The sequence below is a fragment of the Paenibacillus nanchangensis genome (genome assembly GCF_046543445.1).
Lineage (GTDB): Bacteria > Bacillota > Bacilli > Paenibacillales > Paenibacillaceae > Paenibacillus_AQ > Paenibacillus_AQ nanchangensis.
This window is the reverse complement of sequence record NZ_JBHOFD010000039.1, coordinates 1-22,325: the sequence shown is the minus strand read 5'-3', so window position 1 is coordinate 22,325 and position 22,325 is coordinate 1. Positions and strand designations below refer to the sequence as shown.

General features: G+C 45.5%; 21 protein-coding genes and 1 pseudogene. 20 read left to right on the top strand and 2 right to left on the bottom strand.

Features of this window, described 5'->3' with window-relative positions; translation table 11 throughout:
• Positions 1-9: 9 nt before the first annotated feature.
• The 14 genes and pseudogenes from ACE6ED_RS24795 to ACE6ED_RS24730 all read left to right on the top strand — a co-directional run bounded on the left by ACE6ED_RS24795 (position 10) and on the right by ACE6ED_RS24730 (position 10,505).
• Positions 10-522, top strand: a complete 513-nt coding sequence (locus tag ACE6ED_RS24795) for a hypothetical protein (RefSeq protein WP_410830110.1) — start codon at positions 10-12, stop codon at positions 520-522.
• 208 nt (positions 523-730) lie between these two features.
• Entirely contained in the window at positions 731-1,660 is a 930-nt protein-coding gene (locus ACE6ED_RS24790; protein ID WP_410830109.1) for a hypothetical protein, read from the top strand.
• Between the two features lie 17 nt (positions 1,661-1,677).
• Positions 1,678-2,007: a hypothetical protein gene (locus ACE6ED_RS24785; protein WP_410830108.1), complete on the top strand. Its 330-nt coding sequence runs from the start codon at positions 1,678-1,680 to the stop codon at positions 2,005-2,007.
• Positions 2,008-2,370: 363 nt separating this feature from the next.
• Complete coding sequence (locus ACE6ED_RS24780) at positions 2,371-2,754, top strand: hypothetical protein (protein WP_410830107.1); 384 nt, start codon at positions 2,371-2,373, stop codon at positions 2,752-2,754.
• 217 nt (positions 2,755-2,971) lie between these two features.
• Positions 2,972-3,283 carry a hypothetical protein gene (locus ACE6ED_RS24775; RefSeq protein WP_410830106.1) on the top strand — a complete coding sequence of 104 codons (312 nt, stop codon included), beginning with the start codon at positions 2,972-2,974 and terminating at the stop codon, positions 3,281-3,283.
• A gap of 134 nt (positions 3,284-3,417) precedes the next feature.
• Positions 3,418-4,191: a barstar family protein gene (locus ACE6ED_RS24770; protein ID WP_410830105.1), complete on the top strand. Its 774-nt coding sequence runs from the start codon at positions 3,418-3,420 to the stop codon at positions 4,189-4,191.
• Positions 4,192-5,237: 1,046 nt separating this feature from the next.
• Positions 5,238-5,609 (top strand): hypothetical protein, encoded by a 372-nt coding sequence (locus ACE6ED_RS24765; protein ID WP_410830104.1) that lies wholly within the window; start codon positions 5,238-5,240, stop codon positions 5,607-5,609.
• 75 nt (positions 5,610-5,684) lie between these two features.
• Positions 5,685-6,164: a hypothetical protein gene (locus ACE6ED_RS24760; RefSeq protein WP_410830103.1), complete on the top strand. Its 480-nt coding sequence runs from the start codon at positions 5,685-5,687 to the stop codon at positions 6,162-6,164.
• A 34-nt stretch (positions 6,165-6,198) separates the two neighbouring features.
• Complete coding sequence (locus tag ACE6ED_RS24755; RefSeq protein WP_410830102.1) at positions 6,199-6,399, top strand: hypothetical protein; 201 nt, start codon at positions 6,199-6,201, stop codon at positions 6,397-6,399.
• 326 nt (positions 6,400-6,725) lie between these two features.
• The gene (locus ACE6ED_RS24750; RefSeq protein WP_410830101.1) at positions 6,726-7,292 is read left to right on the top strand and encodes a hypothetical protein; all 567 of its coding nucleotides are present in this window, start codon (positions 6,726-6,728) and stop codon (positions 7,290-7,292) included.
• 22 nt (positions 7,293-7,314) lie between these two features.
• Entirely contained in the window at positions 7,315-7,593 is a 279-nt protein-coding gene (locus tag ACE6ED_RS24745) for a hypothetical protein (protein WP_410830100.1), read from the top strand.
• Between the two features lie 154 nt (positions 7,594-7,747).
• Positions 7,748-8,188, top strand: coding sequence for a hypothetical protein (locus ACE6ED_RS24740; RefSeq protein WP_410830099.1), 441 nt, complete (start codon positions 7,748-7,750; stop codon positions 8,186-8,188).
• A 175-nt stretch (positions 8,189-8,363) separates the two neighbouring features.
• Positions 8,364-8,929: pseudogene (locus ACE6ED_RS24735) on the top strand (IS256 family transposase); the annotation flags it as partial.
• 1,003 nt (positions 8,930-9,932) lie between these two features.
• Positions 9,933-10,505 carry a hypothetical protein gene (locus ACE6ED_RS24730; protein WP_410830098.1) on the top strand — a complete coding sequence of 191 codons (573 nt, stop codon included), beginning with the start codon at positions 9,933-9,935 and terminating at the stop codon, positions 10,503-10,505.
• Between the two features lie 376 nt (positions 10,506-10,881).
• Here ACE6ED_RS24730 and ACE6ED_RS24725 read toward each other — a convergent pair whose 3' ends face one another.
• Both ACE6ED_RS24725 and ACE6ED_RS24720 read right to left on the bottom strand, forming a co-directional pair.
• Complete coding sequence (locus ACE6ED_RS24725; RefSeq protein WP_410830097.1) at positions 10,882-13,128, bottom strand: alpha-galactosidase; 2,247 nt, start codon at positions 13,126-13,128, stop codon at positions 10,882-10,884.
• A gap of 217 nt (positions 13,129-13,345) precedes the next feature.
• Positions 13,346-14,644 (bottom strand): LacI family DNA-binding transcriptional regulator, encoded by a 1,299-nt coding sequence (locus ACE6ED_RS24720; RefSeq protein ID WP_410830096.1) that lies wholly within the window; start codon positions 14,642-14,644, stop codon positions 13,346-13,348.
• A gap of 331 nt (positions 14,645-14,975) precedes the next feature.
• Between ACE6ED_RS24720 and ACE6ED_RS24715 the strand changes: the two genes are divergently transcribed.
• The 6 genes from ACE6ED_RS24715 to ACE6ED_RS24690 all read left to right on the top strand — a co-directional run bounded on the left by ACE6ED_RS24715 (position 14,976) and on the right by ACE6ED_RS24690 (position 21,967).
• The gene (locus tag ACE6ED_RS24715; protein ID WP_410830095.1) at positions 14,976-16,796 is read left to right on the top strand and encodes a cache domain-containing sensor histidine kinase; all 1,821 of its coding nucleotides are present in this window, start codon (positions 14,976-14,978) and stop codon (positions 16,794-16,796) included.
• Positions 16,789-17,892, top strand: a complete 1,104-nt coding sequence (locus ACE6ED_RS24710; RefSeq protein ID WP_410830094.1) for a response regulator — start codon at positions 16,789-16,791, stop codon at positions 17,890-17,892. The genes ACE6ED_RS24715 and ACE6ED_RS24710 overlap by 8 nt, the downstream gene beginning before the upstream one ends.
• A 371-nt stretch (positions 17,893-18,263) precedes the next feature.
• Positions 18,264-19,589 carry an ABC transporter substrate-binding protein gene (locus tag ACE6ED_RS24705; protein ID WP_410830093.1) on the top strand — a complete coding sequence of 442 codons (1,326 nt, stop codon included), beginning with the start codon at positions 18,264-18,266 and terminating at the stop codon, positions 19,587-19,589.
• Between the two features lie 75 nt (positions 19,590-19,664).
• Positions 19,665-20,543, top strand: a complete 879-nt coding sequence (locus ACE6ED_RS24700; protein WP_410830092.1) for a carbohydrate ABC transporter permease — start codon at positions 19,665-19,667, stop codon at positions 20,541-20,543.
• Positions 20,544-20,574: 31 nt separating this feature from the next.
• Entirely contained in the window at positions 20,575-21,417 is an 843-nt protein-coding gene (locus tag ACE6ED_RS24695) for a carbohydrate ABC transporter permease (protein ID WP_410830091.1), read from the top strand.
• Positions 21,418-21,679: 262 nt separating this feature from the next.
• Positions 21,680-21,967 carry a hypothetical protein gene (locus ACE6ED_RS24690; RefSeq protein ID WP_410830090.1) on the top strand — a complete coding sequence of 96 codons (288 nt, stop codon included), beginning with the start codon at positions 21,680-21,682 and terminating at the stop codon, positions 21,965-21,967.
• The last annotated feature ends 358 nt before the right edge of the window (positions 21,968-22,325 follow it).

The window sequence follows — 22,325 nt, the reverse complement described above, 5'->3', positions numbered from 1 at the left end:
ATGATGTAAATGGCATTGAATAAAGTCAGGAGAGTGAAGCGAATAGTAATCTCTATTACGTTATGTGTATTAATAATTCCGATATTGTTGAACTTTGTTCCGATAAAGTTTGCAATTAAACCCGAAGATGCACAGCAAAAATTAAAAGCCGGAAACTATATTTGTGTAACAGAATCTAAATATGTTCTGGATACTGGATGGATTGCAGATACAAATATTAATACACATTTAGAAGAGAACATCGCTGTGAAAGTATCCCTAAATAGCCCGGATAAGTATCTTAATGATAAAGAGTTTGATTTGAAATGGTTTGAAGTCGAAAACAGATTTCTACTAATTGGTGAAGTAGGGCGGTATGAGAGAAATAAGGAAACCAATGTTTTATACGCTGATTTGGATGTTGATAAATGGGAAATAGTATATCCAATCAGTAGAGCATCTTTTAGAAGATACCTTACACCTAAAGGTTACCTCAGTATTTATGACTATGATTTTAAAAAAATATTAAAAACACTCTGGTAAAATGTTTGTAATTATCGTGTTCCTTACCTAATCCAATAAGTCAAAGAGCGAATAAGGTGGAGTAGTTCTTGCTTGAGAAAGAGAATTGTCACATGGTCATGAAAATAGAAGCTGAGGGAAGTATTTATCAATAACTTCAATGGTATAAAGTTATTCAACACTAAAAAATTTTATATGCTGCTAAATCTGTTTCGAAAGGATGAATAGATTGACTGAAGAGCTAATCATTGATGAGTCCAAAATTACACAACTCATAAATATAGACTCGCAAATTGATAGTCTGAGAATAGGGAATACAGCGGAAATACAAATCGATGCTATGGCTTTGATTGCACGTCTAAAACAAGTGAAGGGCATTGATAAAATTGAAGAATTGATTATAGACTATAATTCCTCATTATCAGATCTTAGTATAATAAGCATATTTCATAATCTGAAGTATTTGTTTGTCTATGGACAGCATATTCAGTCTTTGGATGGGATAGAATCATTTAATAAAGGTGAATATATTAAGATTCGAACCCATCGGAACCGAAGCAGAGATCTCTCCCAGCTTTCTAATACTAAAGTAGAAGCTATTGACCTTTTTGTAGAACGGAAGGAAGACTTCACTGCTATTGCAGGGTGTAAGCATCTCAAAACCATAGACATTTATCATTCCATGGAGCCTAAGTTTGAGGAATGGGAAGAAGCTAACATGGAAAGGCTGTCCTTTAAAAGCTGTAAATTTAAAGAATTTGGAAACACAGCAAAAATAAACGGATTATTAGATGTTTATATTCTGGGTTGTCGAAGCCTTGAACGTTTTACAGGAGACAATAGTAACGTAAAAAGGTTAGTTGTGGATGGCTGTAAAAAGCTTGATTTAAGTACAATAAGGTCTTTCAAAAGGCTAGATACATTAATTGTTAACAGCTGTACGCAGGAAATGAATCTAACCGATATTGGAGGACTTCATCAGATTAGACATATCGATTTCATTTTGTGCAAAGTAAAGGTGGATTTAATTGATTTAAAAGAGTATTTTCCACAATTGGAAACTCTACATATTTCACAGATGAAAAAGGATTACGGCATGCAATTAAAAGAGCTTAATCCTGATGTGAAAATATCAAGCGGATCTTTTAAGTTTGAGTAAAAGCTGCAGCTATATTTTTGATACAAGAACTTGTGGACAAAATCTCGGTAATATTACCAAGCTTAACATTAGCATTGGAAATATCATCTTCTTCAGTGGAGAAACGAGCATTTGTGGTCGTTAGTGCTGTTGAGAGGGGGGGGGAACTAAATACAGCAGATCCTAGTAATATGAAGTATTGGCTCCGAAAATATGAAATACCAATCGAATATCTTGAGAATGATTGGGATGTGTCCGATGATGAGTTGATGAATTCTATTCATATTGAGGATATACTAGGGCTGGAGAACCTTGAAAAGGAATTATCAAAATATATAACGGATTTCTCAAAAATGGATGTTGAATGAAAGTTTGAAAACCCATTATAACATCATGAGACCTTGGGTAGTTAGTCCCCAAGGTTTTTCTTTTAGAGCTACAAGTGGTAGTTTGGACTTGCCATACTGGCCGTACACGGTCGCAGACTAAGGAGCCGATGAGATCATTGATAAGCGTATCCAAAATCATTCCATGGATTCAGTAATAAGTGCTTTGAAGGAGGAAGGGTATAACTGAAAGCGAGATTATTTTTATTGATAGGTATCCCATTGTTGGGGGCACTTGTATACGTAGTGTATCTTGCTTTGCCTTGGGTTCTCATATTCATAGGTATTCATTTAGGAGCAAACCCTCCTCGCCCTGAAATCACGTACGGAGAATTTTCGTTTCGCTTGGAGTATGAAATTAACGGAGAGCGAAAGGTTATTCAAGATACTTTAATTTGTGAATTTGATGGTTTTGGGGCAGATGAAGGGCGTGGGAAATACCGCAAGTGGAAGAAACGATTGGCTAGCGGGAATGAGAGAATAACATTGCTAGTGGTTAATCAAACGCAGGAGATATACTATTCTCCAGGTAGCTCAAACTACTATATGGGTGATTTGGAAAATAACGAGGATCACCAGAATGGTTTCCCTAATGCTTTAATTATTGAACGGGCTGGTAGACTTACTAGTAATAGATTAGTCCGTGCAGATGAATTACTTGATAAGTACTCTATTAAATTGATAAGTTGGGATTCTGACCCACCAATCAAAAATACGTTTTCTAATTGATTCGTCAAACCGTCTTGCGTCCATCGCTTGGCGGTTTTCTTCTTATCTGCCGCTGTATCACCCATAAAATCCTGAATTCCAAGAGTTGATGGCTCTTATCGAGCATATGGTATTATACGTGATAATGGTAGGATTGAGTGGATAGGAGTTAACAACCCGACTATAGGGCTGTTATCAGAGAGTTGAATATGGCTTATTTATTGCAAGGAGGATTAGTATGGCATGGAGGCATATTGTTCTTGAGGCGACTTGTTTATACGGCGACGACGATGAACATCAAAACTCTAAATGTTGCAAAGGTAACATAGGCATCCAGTGTTTATCTTACAATGAAGAGGGTAATCAAATTTGTCCCAGTTTAGTGTTCGGTAAAAGTAGGACATCTGTTATTGCAACCGATAAAAATGGTAATGCTGTAGACTCTTCTGCGTTTTGGACGGATGAAAAATTAAGTCCTGAAGAATGGGTGAGAAGAGAGGAGAAGTGGCTAGATGAGAAGAGAAGGCTAATGAATATGGATAGTAAGTAATATTAGTTGCTAATAAAAAGTAGGGTGAGAGGAAGATCCAAACCGGATGGGAAGCTCGGATACGTGTTAATTCATGACCATCCACAATCTAAATTATTCCCAGGACCATGGTATCCTGAAGGTGGAAAATAGACTTGGGAGGAACAATGGCTAAGTATTCAATATTAGATGACGATAGCAATTTAGTTGTGGGAACGTGCGTAGACATCTTGGGGCTTTCAGGAGAATGTACTTCAATCGAGGAAAACGAATCTTTCCACAAAATCATACTGCAGGACTTTAAAATAACGCAATCATTTAAGGAATATTGTATTAAGACGAAATCCGGTGTAATAAATATTCATTTAGGTATCAATGATGTAAATGGAGATTCTATAGGTTCGTATTATTTCTCCTTAAAAGACCCACTATACTTTCATAAACGCGTGCCTGAAAATAAAGAAAATTATCTCGAACTAATTGGAACACTTTTAACAAAGGCGTCAAAAGAAGCCTTAGTGATTTGGGAGGAATGGAGACATTCTCCTCCTGCATCCACTAATCTATGGTCTAATCTTACAGATCAACAAAGAGAAGGATGGTTAGAGGTGGCACGTTTATATATTAAGAGAAGTTCTAATCAACATGATGAAAGACATGGAGTATATACTTTTGATGCAACTTACGTAAAGGATTCATCTTCTTTCTTTTGCGCTTTAGGAGAGGCAATTAATGGTCCAGGCGGGTATTTTGGCTTTGATTTAATGAGTCTAGAGGATTGTCTTTGTGGTGGCTTTGGTGTAGTTCCGCCACTTACCCTTAATTTGCGAAATGATAGTGATTTTTTTGAAACAGATAGTGTTTTTTTAACACAACTAAACGGAATTTTTACAGATAAACAAGTGGAAATAGTTAGACCCTCTGTTTGAGTAAGGCACTAAATACTAGACAATCCATTTTTACTGACGTGGAACCTCCATGGGCGTCAGTTTGGTTAATATCTTCTGTTTTAAATATGATAAAGTGATTCATTGTTTTCTTCGTAGTTTTTTTCGTGTCAGTATTCTTACATAAACCCAAGAAGCAAGTATCGTTAATGTAACTCCAAAAATTAAGATATACCCATTATAAAATAATGAATTTGTATATTGATTAACCCAGCCAAAGCGATAAACAATTGAACCCTTTTCATTTGTAAATCCATTTAAATTATGCTCTAATAAGTGAATTTTTCTTCCTTCAGCAAACAACATTAGAATTACAATAATGATCAGACTTGAGGGTATAATGCCTCTTGAAAATTCAAAAGATATCTTCTTGAAATATTCTGCAGATGCAAAAAACAAAAACACTAAAAAGATGATAAGGACTAGTAGGCCTAGAAATACCGCAATGATCCCTGGTTTCCGTTACCTGAAATTGCATCTCCAGTTTTATGCTTAAACGTTGTAAAATCGACTGCAAAAATACAAAGTAGGTTCAGTACCAACAAAATCAAAGTAGCCAAATACTTATTTTTCACAATAAACACCTCCAGAAAAAAAGAATGCTCCGCTAGTTCGAGCTATTTCTTAGCGGAGCTCATTCTACCAACTAACCACCCAAATTGGGCACGGGATGTCTATACGTAAGATGTGCGTGGAAAACGACGACGAAATCAGCTAATAAAACAGATCGTCCTGAACGATTATTTGAGATCCTGATATTATAACCCAAGTCGCGGACGGTTTATCAATGAGGATACGTATGAAGGGCAGATATATAATCCGCTGAGTGTGATTTATATACTTATACATTGAATAACCCAATTAATGGAATTGACTCTAGCGGCCATAATAGTTATTTGTTTTATGAACCAATAGATTGGTCTGGTCAGGTTAAATCTGAGGCGTAACGCTTAACGAAGCTCTATGGAACACCAATTCATTTGCCTCCCATTTCAAATACTAAAGTATTTAAAGAAAATTGGAATCGGATGGGCGGATATGATTCTAAAGGAAATAAAATAAACAGTGAAGGTGTTTCTTTGCTATTCCATGGGCATCCAGCAACTATTATTATTGATGCAGAAAATAAGCAATATGTTACAACAAATCCAGAAGGAAAAACATATGAATCTGGCACTCCGGCATTATATATCGGAAGTTTAAATTATAAGACATTTATTGAGCTGGATGTATTAACTTGCAATGGTGGAAATATTAATTATACAAATAATACAGCAATCACTTTCTTAGAGAACAATAATATTCAAAAAGTCACTGCCTGGGACGGTGAACTTGGTTATACCAAAAGAGGGAACACTTATACCCCAAGATTAGGAGGAATCAATGGTCATTTTTCATAAAATGGATGAAGGGCGCACCTCGGCTTCCTGTAGGAGAAGTGAAATATACTAAAAATTCAAAGGGTTATATTACTGTTGATTACAATTCGCCTGAATCTTGATGAGAATAACGTAATAATTTTAGGGGGGGTACGTATCAAACGAAGACTATTAATATTACTTAGCTGCGTGATGATTGTCTCAGTATTTCTTTACTTGCACTATTATGTAAAGAAAAATTATATAGATGTAACTTTGGTGAAAGAAGTACAGGTTGATGAGGAATTACCAGGAACGTGGTGGGGGTTTGTCTTTAATGCTGAAGGAAATAGCTTGGTAGAACAATATAACTTAGAATTACCAGCAATGGATTATAAAAAAAATATAATTCTAGTCTCTGGAGGGAGAAAGGTGGATAGTCTTTGGTATAGAAAATACAGTAAATTACTAACAAAATCGCACTATAATAATCCTTATCTTGGAAGTGTTAAGTTAGATAAATCATTACACTCACATACTATATACATCTATAAAATGAAGAAAATAAATATTTTAGACGATGAATATGGTTACTAAGATCTAGCAACGTGATGCCGAATAGACAAAGTACATGGATACTTATGAAGGGCAGATTGATAATCCGCTGAGTTTGAATTTGTATACGTGCGTGGAAAAGAATTCTTTAATTCATGTTGGCCCAAGTGGGCATATTCCTACTCAGCTAGAAGCTGCAATGATGGCAAACAAAGTTTATAGTGCTGAGAAAGAAAAAAAGATGCTCTTTCAGGTAGGAGTAATTTTGTCGATTTAAGTGATTGGACGTTCAAAAGGTGGAGCTGAGGCAGCAGCAAATGTAGTGGCAACGAATAACAAGAGTATCATATTCAATCCTTCGACTGTAAAACTAAAGGAATAAAGGTTTGATTCTTCCAATTATAAAACCAGCCTTACTGCATTTATTGTAAAAGGAAATGTACTAATGGTGTAGAAGGAGGGGTCAATAAACCAATCGGCAAAGCGGTATGTTTACCTCACAATATAGAGGAGGAGGGATTTGTAGAAAACAAGTATGTATGACAATATACGAAATCACTCGATGCATGCAGTTATGAATGCATTAAAGGAAGCTGGTTATAAATGAAAAGGAACCCACTTTCAATTGTCATTATTTCTGTGACGGTTATTATCGCAATTGTGCTATATATTACTGTATTGCCGTGGCTTATGATATTTATAGGAAGCTTCTTTTTGCCGAGTCCTCCACGTCCCGAAGTAACCTATGGTGAGTTTCCTTTCCGTCTAGAATATGAAATTAACGGTAAACGAAAGGTTATTCAAGATACCTTAATCTGTGAGTATGATGGCATTGGTATAGATGAAGGAAGGGGGAAATATCGGGAATGGAAAGAGCGTTTAGCCAGCGGGAATCACAATATAATGTTGCTTAAGGTTAATGACACGAAAGAAATATATTACTACCCGGGTTCCGCTAAGTATTATATGGGGGATATGAAAGAAGGTGTAACGTATACACAAAGTTTTCCTAATGCAAGATATTTTGAAAAGTATACGGACGGAAGTACCAGAGATGGTATCATTCTTGCAGATGAATTACTTACAAAATACAATATAAAATTGATTAGTTGGGAATATACTCCGCCCATTAAAAATAACTTTTCTAAAAAGCGATGGATTCTTTTTTAGAGTCAGGGGAATGTAGGCGCTTGTGGAGTATGTTCCGGCATTAATTTTAGCGCTCATACCAATTGAAGTAATTAAAATAGGGGGTAAAGTGGAAGCATTATTAGCTTGTATTCTAATAAATATAGTTGCTTGGCTTAGATTTAAAGTGTTTGGCATCAGAAAAATTACGTTAGCATTAATAGTAATAAATACATCAGCGCTACTTTTAATGATTGTTTCTGTGGGAATTCAATTTCCACTTTTAGTCTGTCAGCTTATATTTATAGCAGTTTATCTGATAATTTTATCGAAAACAATATAGCATTGTGTCGTCAAACCTCCATCGGCGTCAGCTAGTTAAGATTCAAAGTGAGTCAGAAATAGAATATCGAAATGAGTTTGTAATATACGCAGTGACAGTGAGGGGTACACTTCTAATTGGAAGATCAAAAAAATTTAGAAGGTGAAGGATAACCTTGTTTATAAAATTTATCCAAACGGGTGTACTTGGAGTAATTTCAATAGGAATGGAAAGAAGATTTATAGAGACTTTACTGGGAAAACCGCAAGATATCTCTGTTTCAAAGAAACCAATCACAGTAAAGTACGGATCGATGCAGTTATCATTTCCGAGTGACAACCCGAACGAAAAACTGGAGTCAATAAACATTTACTTTGATGAAGCTATAGAATTTCCTGAACAGTTGTTTTTTGAAGGATGGATACCAAGCAGGGGAACAATCATAAAAGAGTTTGTTCGAAAGACTGAAACTTTTAATATTAAATTGATGGAAGATCCAAAACACACCCTTAAGAATTTTCAAGTTGGGCTTAAGTCAGAAGCAGAAGTGATTGTAATATTTGTTGTTGAGGGAGGATTAGAGAAACTTAATAGTGTACACTTAAGTAAACTTTAATCTCATGTTTTTTTTCAACAAGGAAGGGACTGAGGTTCCAATTCATCGAAAAACGACCGCACTCGCTGATAGCACCCAATGTACGGGAGCAGGATTTGAGTGTGTAAAATAGTTTGTGTAAACCCCTAAACCCAGTAAAATGGAAGTAATAGAAAGTTTGGGAGAACACATGGGAAGCGACCTGAAGAACCGCGGTGTTCAGGACATCCTCATCATCTGCGTAGATAATCTGAGTGGCTTCTCCGAGGCGATTTCCGCCTGTTATCCAAAGACCGAGATTCAGAAGTGTATCATTCACCAGATCCGAAACTCCAACCGTTACGTGTCTTACAAAGATCTCAAGAAAGTTACCTCTGATCTCAAACCGATTTACAAGGCAGCAACCGAGCAGGGAGCGCTTCTTGAACTGGATCGCTTTGAGGAAGTCTGGGGTGCCAAGTACCCGCTCATTGTCCGTTCCTGGCGAAACAATTGAGAGGAGCATTCGACTTTCTTCAAGTACACGCCCGAGATTCGCAAGCTGATTTACACGGCCAACATGATTGAAAGCTACCACCGGCAGCTTCGTAAAGTGACCAAGGGAAAAAGCATGTTCCTACGGATGAAGCGCTGCTGAAAATGCTCTATCTGGTTACGATGGATGTCACCCGCAAATGGACGGGCCGGGTACAAAATTGGGGCCAAATGCTGCTTCAGTTCTCCTTCCTCTTCCCGGAACGAGTTGGTAACCATCTGCGTTAAGCCGCCAAATCCCCCTCGGGGGATTTCCTTGTTAGGAGTTTACACAAAGTTATTGACAGACCCTATAACGACATAATGTAAGGTGTTATTTTGGCTTTGAAAGATACGCTTTTTCAAGGTCTTTTCTTTATACACCTCCTACGCTAGTAAAACGCTTGTTTAAATTCAATTCTTCAATTGGTCCGTTCTTCGTTAAATTGATGTGTTATTTGCTCTAGTTATAGTAGTTATAGCAAAGGGTTCGGATATGAGAATTTTCAATGCAGGCTCTGCACGATACCCTGAAGCTGCAAACAAAGCGACTCGTTTACAAAATAAGGATGATGTAAATGGCATTGAATAAAGGCAGGAGAGTGAAGCGAAAAGTAATCTCTATTACATTATGTGTATTAATAATTCCGATATTGTTGAACTTTGTTCCGATAAAGTTTGCAATTAAACCCGAAGATGCACAGCAAAAATTAAAAACCGACATAATTCAATTAAACTAAAAAGGAAATATACTTAAATCTATTCCTAGTACAGTGAGACCTAAGTATTGGCTCAACAGGCTTGATGAATGATTTAAAGACTCGGTGAGCAATAGATCTAGCTCAATAAAATAGTTACGTCAATTACAAGTCGATCTCCCTGAGAAGTTAATTAACGACACAATTTCTTTTATAATGCCTATTGGCATTGTTACAATGGGATTTGGGACTGTGATTTATAACAAAGATAATCCTTCATTACAAAAAAAGTTAGCTATAGGACTTTCAATTATCGTGGTTATTTTCATCTATTTTTTTCTTCTCCTTATACTTTTTAAATAACTTAACGTTAAATTAGGGATCAAATAAATTAAAGGGTAGAAGGTTAGTCAATAAACCAATAAGTCAAACCGTTATTTAACTTAACAATATGGGGGAGGTTCGAGGGATTAGGGGAAAACAAGTATGTATGACAATATACGAAATCACTCGATGCATGCAGTTATGAATGCATTAAAGGAAGCTGATTATAAATGAAAAGGAACCCACTTTCAATTTTCGTTATTACGGTGACGGCAATTATCGCGATTGTGCTGTATATAACCGTATTGCCGTGGCTTATGATATTTATAGGGAGTTTCTTTTTGCCGAGCCCTCCACGTCCCGAAGTAACATACGGTGAGTTTCCTTTCCGTCTAGAATATGAAATTAACGGTAAACGAAAGGTTATTCAAGATACCTTAATCTGTGAGTATGATGGCATAGGCATAGATGAAGGCAGGGGAAAATATCGGGAATGGAAAGAGCGTTTAGCCAGCGGGAATCAAAATATATCGTTGCTGAAGGTTAATGACAAAAAAGAAATATATTACGATCCGGGCCCTGCTCAGTATTATATGGGTGATATGAATGAAGGAGTAACATATACACAAAGCTTTCCTGATGCAAGTTATTCTGAAAAGTATGCGGATGGAAGTGCTAGTGAAGGTATTATATTTGCAGATGAATTACTTACGAAATACAATATAAAATTGATTAGTTGGGATTACACTCCGCCCATTAAAAACAAGTTTTCTGCAACGAAAAGACGATGGAATATCTTTTAAAGAAAAGAGTTGTCTGTAACGAACGTGTTGATCTCATAGTTCTATAAAGTGGTATGGGCGCGTTATAGGCAATCTAATTTTATTTAAAGTAACAATGTCGACCACATGTGAGTCTCAGACTTCATGTGGTCTTTCTTTTTGGAAAAGTAATTGACATCCTGAATTTAGCGATTTTTTAATTGTGCACGTAAGGCATACAGGGTATGGAAATAATTTAGGATTACGATTTATTGCAGTTTATACGGTGATTTTGCTCAAAACAAAATAGTGGTGTAGTTTTGTAATCACTTAAGTATTCACACTAACTGTCACTTTTGAAAAATAAAAGGCCAGCCGCCACAGCGACTGGCCTTCCACCTTTTTAACTAATCTCCACTTACTTCCCCACAGCCCGCAACCGATACGTGCAGCTGGCAAAATCCCCGCGCAGGTCCGAAACGACCAAGCCGATCCGCATCAACCGGTCGCCGCCGAAGCGAGCGCCGTCAAAAGCCGGATGGAAAGGCGCGTCACCCTCAGCTTCAGCAGAAGCACCTGTCTCGATGACATATTCCTGCTGCGGGTCCAGTCCTTTCAGCATCAGCCGGCGGATTGGTCCGTTTGGCTCGCCGAGTACCCGGAAGTAAGCGACAAATGCTTCGCTGCGGTCTTCGCTGACGAACATCCAGGCGGTATCGCCTTTGCCTTCGAACGGGCTTTGGAGCCGGTACAGGTCGCCCTGCTGCACCAAAGAACGGATTTCTTTGTACTGGGCGATTTGCTTGGCTGCCAGCCGTTTTTCCGCATCGGTAAAATGGGTCAGGTCAAGCTCATAGCCGAAGTTACCGCTCATAGCGACGTCCCCGCGGATTGCAAGCGAAGTGATCCGGTCAACCTGGTGGTTCGGAACCGCCGATACGTGCGCACCCATGCTGCTTGCCGGATACACGATACTTGTTCCGTACTGGATTGCCAGTCTTTCGATGGCATCTGTATCGTCGCTGGTCCACGTTTGCGGCATGTAATAGAGCATCCCCGGATCGAAACGTCCGCCGCCGCCCGAGCAGCTCTCGAACAAAATGTCAGGGAAGCGGGAAGTCAGGCGCTCCATCAGATCGTATAGGCCCAGCATGTAGCGGTGGGCGGTTTCTTTTTGGCGTTCGGCTGGTGCGGCTGCCGAGGCGATTTCCGTCATGTTGCGATTCATGTCCCATTTTACGTACGTGATCGGGGCACTGGAAAAAACAGCGCTCAGCGTCTCGTAGAGATAATCACACACTTCCTTGCGGGACAAGTCCAAAATCAGCTGGGTACGGGCTTCCGTCCGCCGCCGTCCTTCGGCGTGCAGGCACCAGTCGGGATGGTTGCGGTAAAGCTCGCTGTCCGGCGACACCATTTCCGGCTCGACCCATAATCCGAACTGGAGTCCTTCCCTGTTAACCCGGCCGGCCAGCTCGGCCAGTCCTCCCGGCAGTTTGCGGCTGTGCTCGAACCAGTCGCCAAGCGAGTTGTCGTCATTGTCGCGTTTGCCAAACCAGCCGTCGTCAAGCACAAAGAGCTCAATGCCCAGCGGTCCCGCTTCTTTAGCGATGGCCTCGATTTTGTCCGCATCGAAGTCAAAATACGTCGCTTCCCAGTTGTTTACGAGGATTGGACGCTCTTTGTCGCGGTGAACGCCCCGGCACAGCCGTGTCCGATACAGCCGATGGTAAGTGCGGGACATGCCGCCAAGCCCTTCACCCGAATACACAAGGACCGTTTCCGGCGTCTGAAAAGATTGTCCCGGTTCCAGCAGCCAAGAAAAATCAAACGGGTTGATCCCGATCGACACGCGGGTCTGTCCAAATTGCTCAACTTCAGCCTCCGCCGCGAAGCTGCCGCTGTACACCAGGCTGAAGCCGTATACGTCTCCATAATCTTCAGTGGCCTCCGGACGAAGAAGCGCAAGGAACGGATTCATCATATGGCTGCTGGAGCCGCGCCGGCTTTCAAGACGCAGAGCACCCGGTCCAAGGTGGCGGCGCTGCACATGGCGTTCACGAGCCCAGGCACCAGAGAGGAACAGGGCGTCATAGTTCGAATCGGCAAAATCGACGGATGCGCTCATCGCCTGCTCCAGACGAATCGGAGCGCCGCCTTTATGTTCAAACCGCGCGGAGCGGGTGATCGCGGAATGATTGGCAAACACGGTATACAGCAGGGTAACCGTCAGCCCAGCCAGATCGTCGGTCAGCACAAGCTCCAGGGTCGAAGCTTCATCGTCGGACTCCGTGTAGACCGAAGGAAGTCCGTCCAGCGCTGGTTTACCCTGAGTTACACGGTAACCAGCATATTTTAGCTCCGTAATCCGGCTGCCGTTATCCAGCATGACCTGATAGGCCGGCTGCCGGAAATCGCTGGTTCCGTACTGCGGATATTCCTGCGGCAGCGTGTCAAGCGATACTTTGTGGTTGGTTGGAACAGGATTCGGCGAAAAAGAGCAGCGGGTGCGCAGCTCCAGCGCGCTTGCCAGACTGCTGTCGTGACGCAGCTGCGCTCCCCAATACACGTGGGCGGGATACCCTTCTACAAGCTGAATGATATAGCTGGAGTCCTTGGACTGCAGATGAAAAAGACCAAGCGTTTCGTCAACATGAATATTCATCAAATTCACTCCTAAACGGAAAAATGGCCTTGCGCTTCCAGTACGATTGTACGGTTAGTTATCTTGCATTACGTTATTAAACTATGCCTTGTGCGCATGCAGGCGGTGTGTTTTATCCTTACATCAGGTCCACTGCCAGGTGCACCGCCTGTAACTTTAATGTTCCCCTCAAAAAGCTCAGCAGCTTAGGTTCTTCCGCCAAGTCCCCGCATTTACTTCATGCTTTTTCCGGGGCCGCTGCGGTGCTGTTCCGGACCACAAGCTGCGTTCCGATAATCGAGTGTGACGGGGCTTCGCGGCCCTCGAACCGTTCCGCGAGCAGCTGGACGGCGGCTTTGCCCATCTGTTCGGGATAAGCGCGCACGGTGGTCAGCGGCGGCTGCACATAAGCGGCCATCTCGATGTCATCGAAGCCGACGATGCTCATCTGCTCCGGTACGGCGATGCCGTGTTCGTGAAGGGCACGCAGCGCACCGATCGCGAGCGGGTCGCTTGCCGCAAAGCAGGCTGTCGGGCGGATGGGTCCGGACAGCAGGTCCGTCATCATCCGGTAGCCGTCCGAGCTGCTCCAGCCGTTGGTCCGGACAAGCTCCGGACGGAACAACCCATACTCACGCATAACCCGTTCAAAATGCTCTTTACGCTGCTCGTTTACATCATTTTCTTTATGCTCCCCATACGAGCGCTCCCCGCCAAGAAACGCAATCTCGCGGTGTCCAAGCCCAAATAAATGGCCAAGCGCTTGTTCCACAGCCTGCCCGAAGTGCAGCTGAACGGAATCGTATACAGTTTGTCCCTGCAGGTGTCCCACGAGGCTGTTGGTCAGCCCCTGCTGGTGTTTCACGTGGCTATCAGTTAGCCCTTGCTGGTGGCCCACGTGGCTATCGGTCTGCCCCACGAGTGTATCAGTCAGCCCTTGCTGACGGCCCACAAGGCTATTGGTCTGTCCCACGAGTCTATCAGTCAGCCCCTGCAGGTTACCCACGAGGCTATTGGGCTGCTGTCCCTGTTGATGACCCGCTAGGCTATCGGTCAGCCCCTGCTTGTGGTCCACGTTGATACCGGACTGCTCCTGCTGATGATCAACGAGAATAATAGTGCTTTTGTCGGCATGGAACCGGTCGAGACCCTCTGCATCGACTGCGCCTACCACGATCAGGCCGTCGCTGTCCCGGGGGATCATGGCGGGTGTGCGTCCGCGAAGCGTCTGACCAAGCTCCAGCCCCAGCTCCTCGCAGCGGAGCTCGATGCCCCGGCGGATCGAAGCGTAAAACGGGTCATCCCGTTCTTCCTCAATCGAGCACCACAGCAGTAGGGTGACCGTTTTTCCCGCTTGCTTTGTCGCCCGCTTCAGCTGCTTCAGCCGGGCCGGCTTGTAGCCAAGCTCTTCAGCCACCGCAAAAATCCGGGTCCGGGTGTCCTCGCTAACAGACAGCGACAAGTCGTTATTCAGCACTCTGGACACGGTTGCCGGCGATACGCCCGCTTCCTGGGCAATGTCTTTGATCGTAGCCAAGGTGCTCACGCCTTTTTTAGTTAATAAATTTACTAAAACAACGCTTTCATGCTAACATAGACTTCTCTATCTTTCAACTGTCATCTTTTCACCTGACATCTTTACCTAACATCTTTATCTGACATCTTCACCTGACATCTTTACCTGGCATCTTTATCTGACATCTTTATCTGACATCGTTACCTTATCTTTTCAACCGTTATCATCAACCTCATCTTTTAACCGCCAATTTCCATTGCCAAAGTATAGTGGCTTCGGGCTATTATAGTTCTTAAAGTACAGCCTGTACGACTTACGAATTTTATAAAAAAAGAATGCGGAGGGCTGCAGATTGAATACCTCTACACTGCTGCGGAAATGGTTCGGCCGACTGCGTTTCAAAAGCAAAGTCATTGCGGTGTTCATGCCGCTTTTAATCCTGTCGCTGCTGGTGCTCGGCCTGCTGTCGAGCCATGTGTTCAGCAAATCGTTGATTGACCGGACGACCCGCAACGTCGAAAACGAGTCCAAGCTAATCCTGTCCCGGACGGATTATATTTTAAGCAGCACGGAAACCGCGGCCGACATTATGGTCACGAATATTAACCGGTTGTACGAATCGTTTCCGGCGCCGCTGCTCACTCCGCTGGAGCAAAACCGGTTTGCGAATTTGATGCAGAGCAGGCTGTCCACCGACCTGTCGATTTTTAAGGAGGCGGATGCGGCCGTTTTTGTAAGCCGGGACAACCGGATTTATACCTCTTACACATCGGACCGGGACGAAAGCGGCCTGCTCGCCAGCGGAATGCTGGAGCGGGTCAAGGACGCCGAAAGCTATGGAACGGACCATTGGTTTGAGATGGAACAGCGGGATTTTTTGACGCCCGATCCGGCTTCCCCGGTGTTAACCCTCGGCAAAATGGTTATCAATATCGATACCGGCGACACCTACGGAACCCTGTTCCTATTGGTCCAAGAGGACAGGCTGTCGGCCGATTTGCAATCCGGCGATCCCGCGTCGCCCAAAGCGTATTATTTTGTGGACCATAGCATGCGGATCGCGTCGGCCGCGGATAAGGACAGCCTGCTGAAGCCGGTGAACGAAAAAATGGCGGCGGCGCTGGAACACAAGGCCGGTGACGAAGGGGGCCGTAATCAAAGTTTTTCGTACCAGGAAGACGGCAACCTGATTACAGTCAGTCCGTTTGACCGGATGGATTGGAAGCTGGTGCATGTCGTGTCCCTGAAGCTGCTCACCGCTGACGTCAGCGAAAATGTCCGGTTGACGTTCCTGATCGGCGCCCTTTGTCTCGTGTTTTCCTGGCTGGGGGCCAACCTGCTGTCCCGGATGGTGGTCAGCCCGCTCGAGCAGCTTACGCGTGCGATGCGGAAGGTGGTATCCGGTGATCTGAACCCGGTGGCGCCGGTGCGGACCGAAGACGAAATCGGTACGATTGCGGAGGCGTTCAACTACATGGTTGAGCGGGTGCAGGAGCTGCTGCAGAAGATAACGCAGGAGCAGAACCGCAAGCGGGAATTTGAGCTGGCGCTGATCAGCGCGCAGATTAAGCCGCATTTTTTATACAATACGCTCGACACGATTTATGTTCTGAACGAGCTGGACCGCAACGAGGAGGCGCGGGATACGACGAAGGCTTTGGCGGATTTTTACCGGATGGTGCTGAACAAGGGCAGGGAACTGATCATTTTGGAAAAAGAAGCCCAGATCACCGACGACTACCTGGCGATTATGCAGATCCGCTATCCCGATGTGTTCCGGTACGAGCTCGATATCCCGGCGGAGCTGGCGGGCACGCCGATTCCTAAGCTGTCGCTGCAGCCGCTGGTGGAGAACGCGATTTATCACGGGCTCAAGACGAAAGGAACCAAAGGTTTTATAAGCATTCAGGCCTTCGTCCGGGACGGCAGCGTGGTCGTGCGGGTGGAGGATAACGGAATTGGCATGGAAAGCGCGCAGGTTGAAGCGATCATGTCGGGACATTCGCCGGAAGAGGATACCCGGTCGATTGGCACGTACAGCGTGCAGCAGCGGCTGCATTTGTATTTTGGGCCCGGCTACGGATTGTCGGTTCAGAGCCGTCCAGGAGAAGGAACGGTGGTGGAGCTGGTGCTGCCCATGCTGGGAAAAGGGGGAGGAATAACGGATGTATAAAGTGATGATTGTTGATGACGAGCCGCTGTTCCGCGATTTTTTACGGATCAAAATGGATTGGGCGCACCACGGGTTCGAGGTCTGCTGCGAAGCAAGAAACGGGCAGGAGGCGCTGCAGGAAGCAGAGAAACATCATCCGCATCTTGCGCTGGTCGATATCAACATGCCTTTTATGGACGGGATTGAGCTGGCGGGCCGGCTGAAAGCCAAATTCGAACGGATCGTGATTGTGTTTATCTCCGGCCATAACGAATTCGAATATCTGCAAAAAGCGGTCCGGACGGGGGTGCAGGACTACCTGCTGAAGCCGTTCAACAAAGAGGAAATGACCGCGATGCTGGAACGCATCCGGCCCAAGCTGCCGAAGCTTGCGCTTAAGGACGCGGAGCCTGAAGGCAAAGGCAGGGGAGGAGAACAGGTGCCGGCGCAGGACCTGCTGGATCTTGGGCATTTTCGCGATACGATTGTGCTTGGCCTGCGGATGAAGGATGGCGACACGCTGGAGGAGCTGCGCAAAGCGGTCCGCCAGCTTCGGACGCATCCGTGGGGAGACGAATATACCAATGCGATGATGATGGGGTTCGTGTCGCTGGCGCTGTCGTATGCGGCGGAACGCGGCATTGCGTATGACCGGGTCTGGGAGACGGAAGACGACCGGGCGCCATACGATCGGCTGCGCAGTCTTCAATCGTGGGAAGAGGCCGAAGAGTGGATGCTTGCCCTGTACCGGAGGCTGATCCAGCTTACGGCGGATATCCGGCCGACCAAAGCCTCCAATCTGTTTGCCGCAGCTATTGCCTATATCGAACGCCATTACGCGGATAACGAGCTGTCGGCGGAGCAGGTGGCGGGCGGCGTGTTTGTTGACCCGAGTTATCTGCGCCGCGTTTTCCGTAAGGAATCGGGTTACTCCATCGTGGATCACATTACCCATATCCGGATGAAAAAAGCGCGGGAGCTTCTGCTGGAAGGCAACCGGAAGCTGACCGAAATTGCGGAAAGCGTCGGGTACAGCGACCCCGGTTATTTCAGCAAAAGCTTCAAAAAGCGCTTTGGCATGACGCCAACCGAATACGAGCAGCTGGTGAAGCGGTAAGTCTGCGGCGCTGTATATGCGGCGCTGCGGGTGCCCTCTGTGAACGGTGTGTTGTATACGCTGCACCGTACCTGGTCAACTGGCACAGTATACCAGCCGCCCCAGCCATCCTAACCCGCCTTAAGGCGCGACCGAAAGCCGCCTTGAGGTTTTTTATTCCTTCGGATGGGCTTGAATAGGATTGGCTTGAATCGGATTGAACCGAATAGGATCGAATCGATCGGATGGGATTGAGCGGATGGGATTGTCCCGTTTATTCCCGGTTGTGCCCGTTTTGTTCGTTAAAATGAAACGGGGTCCCGGGCTATAATGTGGAGGAGAAAGACGAAAGACCTAAACACCCGCAAAATTAGACAAGGGGGATGTACCATATGAACAAAAACCGCAAACGTTTACAGGCATTGGCTTTAACACTTACGATGTCGCTTGCGCTCGCCGCATGCGGCGGAGGGGGAAACAACGAAGCGTCAGGCACGAAGGCAACTGAGCAGGCCGGAGCGGCCGACGGCGCCGTGAAGCTGAAGGTGTATGCGCAGCATTTTGACGCCGATACCAAAGGGCCGTTCGATTATGCGGTGGCGGAGCTGAAAAAAGAAATGCCGAATGTCGAAATCGACCTGGACCCCGCGGTGCAAGACGGTTACCAGAAGCTGAAGACTTACGCGGCAACCGGAAATATGCCGGACATTTATTTTACCGACTGGCCGACGCTGCAGACCTTCGCGAAATCGAAAAACGTTGAGGTGCTTGACGATTACGAGACGACCACCCAGTTCAAGGGCAACTTGAATCCCGGCGTGGAATCGAAGCTGATTGCACCGGACGGCCACATATACGCTTACCCGGATACCGGCATTGAGTTCCAGGTCATTTACTACAACAAGTCAATTTTCGACAAGGTGGGTATTACGACGCCAATCAAGACCATCGATCAAATGGCCGAAGCATCCAAAAAACTGAAGGAAGCCGGGTACATCCCACTCTCGATTTTTGCCAAAGAAAAATGGATTACCAGCGCGCTTTATAACGGACTGGTTACGCGCGAACAGCCAAAAGGCTTCGGCGCCCTGGATCAGGCCGACGTAAAAGAGCTGCCGGAGGCGTTTGTAACGGCCGCCCAACAGCTGAAGCAGCTGCAGGAAGCGGGATTGTTTGACGCCAATGCGACGAACACCAACTATGACCAGGCTTCTTCCCTCTTTTATCAAGGCAAAGCGGCCATGTTCGTAAACGGCCAATGGGAGATCTACAGCTCGCAGGAGAAGCTGGGCGACCAGGTTGACTGGATGTACTGGCCGGCCAAGGATGAAGCGACGTACGAGCAGTCCAAGTATTTTGTAGCCGGTTCTGGCGCTCCGCAGGGCTATGCGGTGTCCCCTGGCAGCGAAAACAAGGAAACCGCCATTAAAGTTGCCGCATTCCTGGCTTCGAAATCCGCTGAATACCGCTATACCCAGCTCGGCAGCCCGATCATCTCGCCAAAAACGGACAAGCCAATGGCTTCGGACGTGCCGGCCATGATGCAGCGTGTAGCGACCGAACTGCTGCCGAACACCAAGGAATACGCGGTGATGCTGAACAACACGCAGATTCAGAACGCATTAAACGACAACACCCAAAGCATGCTGGTTGAAGGATTCAAGACGGAGGATTTTGTTGCGAACCTGAACCGGGCGCTTGAAAAAGAACACAAATAATTTGCTTGGCTAAACAGACCCCCGGGGCGAACGCCACCGGGGGTCGCCCTTACCGGAGAGGAGGAACACTTACGCATGAATAAATATTTGGGAAATAAACCGGCATTGGCGCTGTTTCTGCTCCCTGCCTTGATTTTGTACAGTGTGATCCTGATTTACCCTGTCCTGCAGGGCGTCTTCCGCAGCTTTTATGAATGGGACGGGCTCAGCACCGCCGAATTTATAGGGTTCGGCAATTACCGCGATCTGTTTTCAGACCCGCTGCTCGCCACCTCGCTGAAAAACGGGCTGCTGTTCGCCCTGGTGCTTGTGGTATTCCAGATTGGACTGGGCACCGTGCTCGCTTTGGTCTGTGCCGATCCGCGCACCCGGGGCCGGAAGCTGCTCAAAACGGCATATTTTATCCCGGTTGTGCTGTCGGTGACCGTAGTGTGCCAGCTGTGGATCGCCATGTATGACCCGACCAATGGTCTCATTAACCGGCTGTTCGAGCTTGTGGGGATTCCTTATCAGCAAAACTGGCTGACCTCGCCTACACAGTCGATTATCGCGATTGCATTTGTTAACGCCTGGCAGTTCATGGGGTACCAGTTTGCGCTGCTGTACGCCGGGGTCAAATCGATTCCGGAGGATTATTTTGAGGCGGCGACGATCGACGGCTGCAGCAAATGGAGAGCGCATCTGCACGTTACGCTTCCTTTAATGAGAGAAACCTACAAGTTTTGTTTTATTATCGCCATTACGTCCGGCATCGGGGCGTTTGTCCAGATGCTTATTATGACCAACGGCGGTCCGGGCACAAGCAACTATACGCTGACCTTCATGATTTACCGCTATGCTTTTATGGAAAGTAACTATGGTTATGCATGTGCTGTATCGGTCCTGCTTGTTCTGATCTCGCTGGTGGCGACGGTAGTGATCAACCGGATCTTTGACCGCGGGCAGACCGCGTAGAGACAGAATAGCAGGCGGAAAGGAGAACAACATGAATAAAAGTGCTTGGAGCAAGTTTGGACAGAAGGCTTTGCAAATTCCGTTGTGGTTGTATTTTATCGTGTCCGTATATCCGCTGGTGTGGATGATTTCCTACTCGCTGAAAAATAACGACGAAATCTTCGTCACGAACCCTTTCGGCTTGCCGACGCATTTCCGGTTCGAAAATTATGTGAATGCCTGGACGCAGTTCAACATTCCCCGTTACTTTATGAACAGTCTGGTCGTCTCGGTAATCTCAACGCTGTTTATTTTGCTGCTGGCGCTGATGTTTGCTTTTGCCGTAGCCCGTATGCAGTGGAAATTCCGCTCGGCGGTAAGGACGTATATGGTTGTCGGCATGTTTATGCCGCTGCAGGTCATCATGATCCCGCTGGCGATCCTGGTCCGGGATCTCCATCTGACCAACACGTACGGAGCGCTGGTGATTCCTTATATCGCCATCGGGCTGCCGTTCTCGACCATGGTGTTCTACGGCTTCCTGACCGGGATTCCAAAAGAGATTGAAGAAGCCGCCTGCATGGACGGCGCCAGCATTTACCGGCTGTTTGCGCAGGTGATTTTGCCGCTGGCCGCTCCGGCGATCGCTACAGTTGCGATTTTTCAATTCCTGAACAACTGGAACGAATTCACCTTGGCGTATATCCTGATCTCGGATGAAAATATGAAAACCCTCCCGCTGGGCCTGCAGTTCTTCCAGGGTTCGTACAGTACCGACTGGGGCGCGATGGGCGCTGTCATGACGATTGCTTCGCTGCCGATGGTGCTGCTGTACCTGCTGCTGAGCGAGCAAGTGGAACGGGCGATGACGGTGGGATCTGCGGTGAAGGGGTAATTTGCGGCGGAGGTTAGTTCCACGGCTGTACCTTGGATTTTGCAGAGAAAAGAAGGCAGTTCGCGAAGCAGAATAAATAAAACGGCTCAGGCCTGAAGGATCCTTTCGGATCTTGAAGGCGTGAGCCGTTTTTTATGAGATTCAGTTTGCAGCCCATGGCTATGCTTTCAGACGATATTTGTTTGCCTATCAGGAGTGAGCAGGTGATAATTTTTTTAGGTTCTATTCTAGCAACTGGCTTAAAAAAGGACGGGGAGCAGCCATGTTTTCTAAAGAGCAAATTGAAGAAATAGATTTACTTAAAGAGTTGTGTCAGGGAGTTTCAGTAGAAGGTAGACCAATTGTATGTTTTGAAGTTTTATCAGATATTGCCCATGGAAAATATGAATTTTCAAAGTTATCTTTGGAAGATTTATTGCTTGTAGAAGAACAACTTCTTGGCTACATAGAATTTTGGGAGAAAGCAGACTGGCTTGATAATCAAATCGTATCTGAGCTGTTGCTAATTATACAAGCTACACTTAATACTGAACGGTCTAAGCATTCCTAGTGATTGTCCGGCATTCTTGGGAGTAGACGCATTTGGACAACAAAACTAGATAAGGCAGTTGCGCTTATCTCTACGTACTCAAACGTGCCCTTTGCACGGATTCCTGGCTCGGGCAGGATAACGTGTACAGGGATTTGTTAATCACTCAACTTTCGCAGCTGGAAAAATGGCTTAGACCCTTGAGGGAGTAAGAAAAATTCAATAGATTTACTTGTATGGACAAAAAACATCTCACTTGTTTGGTACTATGGTCGTGCGGCCAACCATGCCAACAAGAAGGTGCGAACTCCACGTTATAACAACATTCCCTGCCTGAACACAGTCTCGCTTTTCCAAACTTTGGGGGGCATTTTGAAGC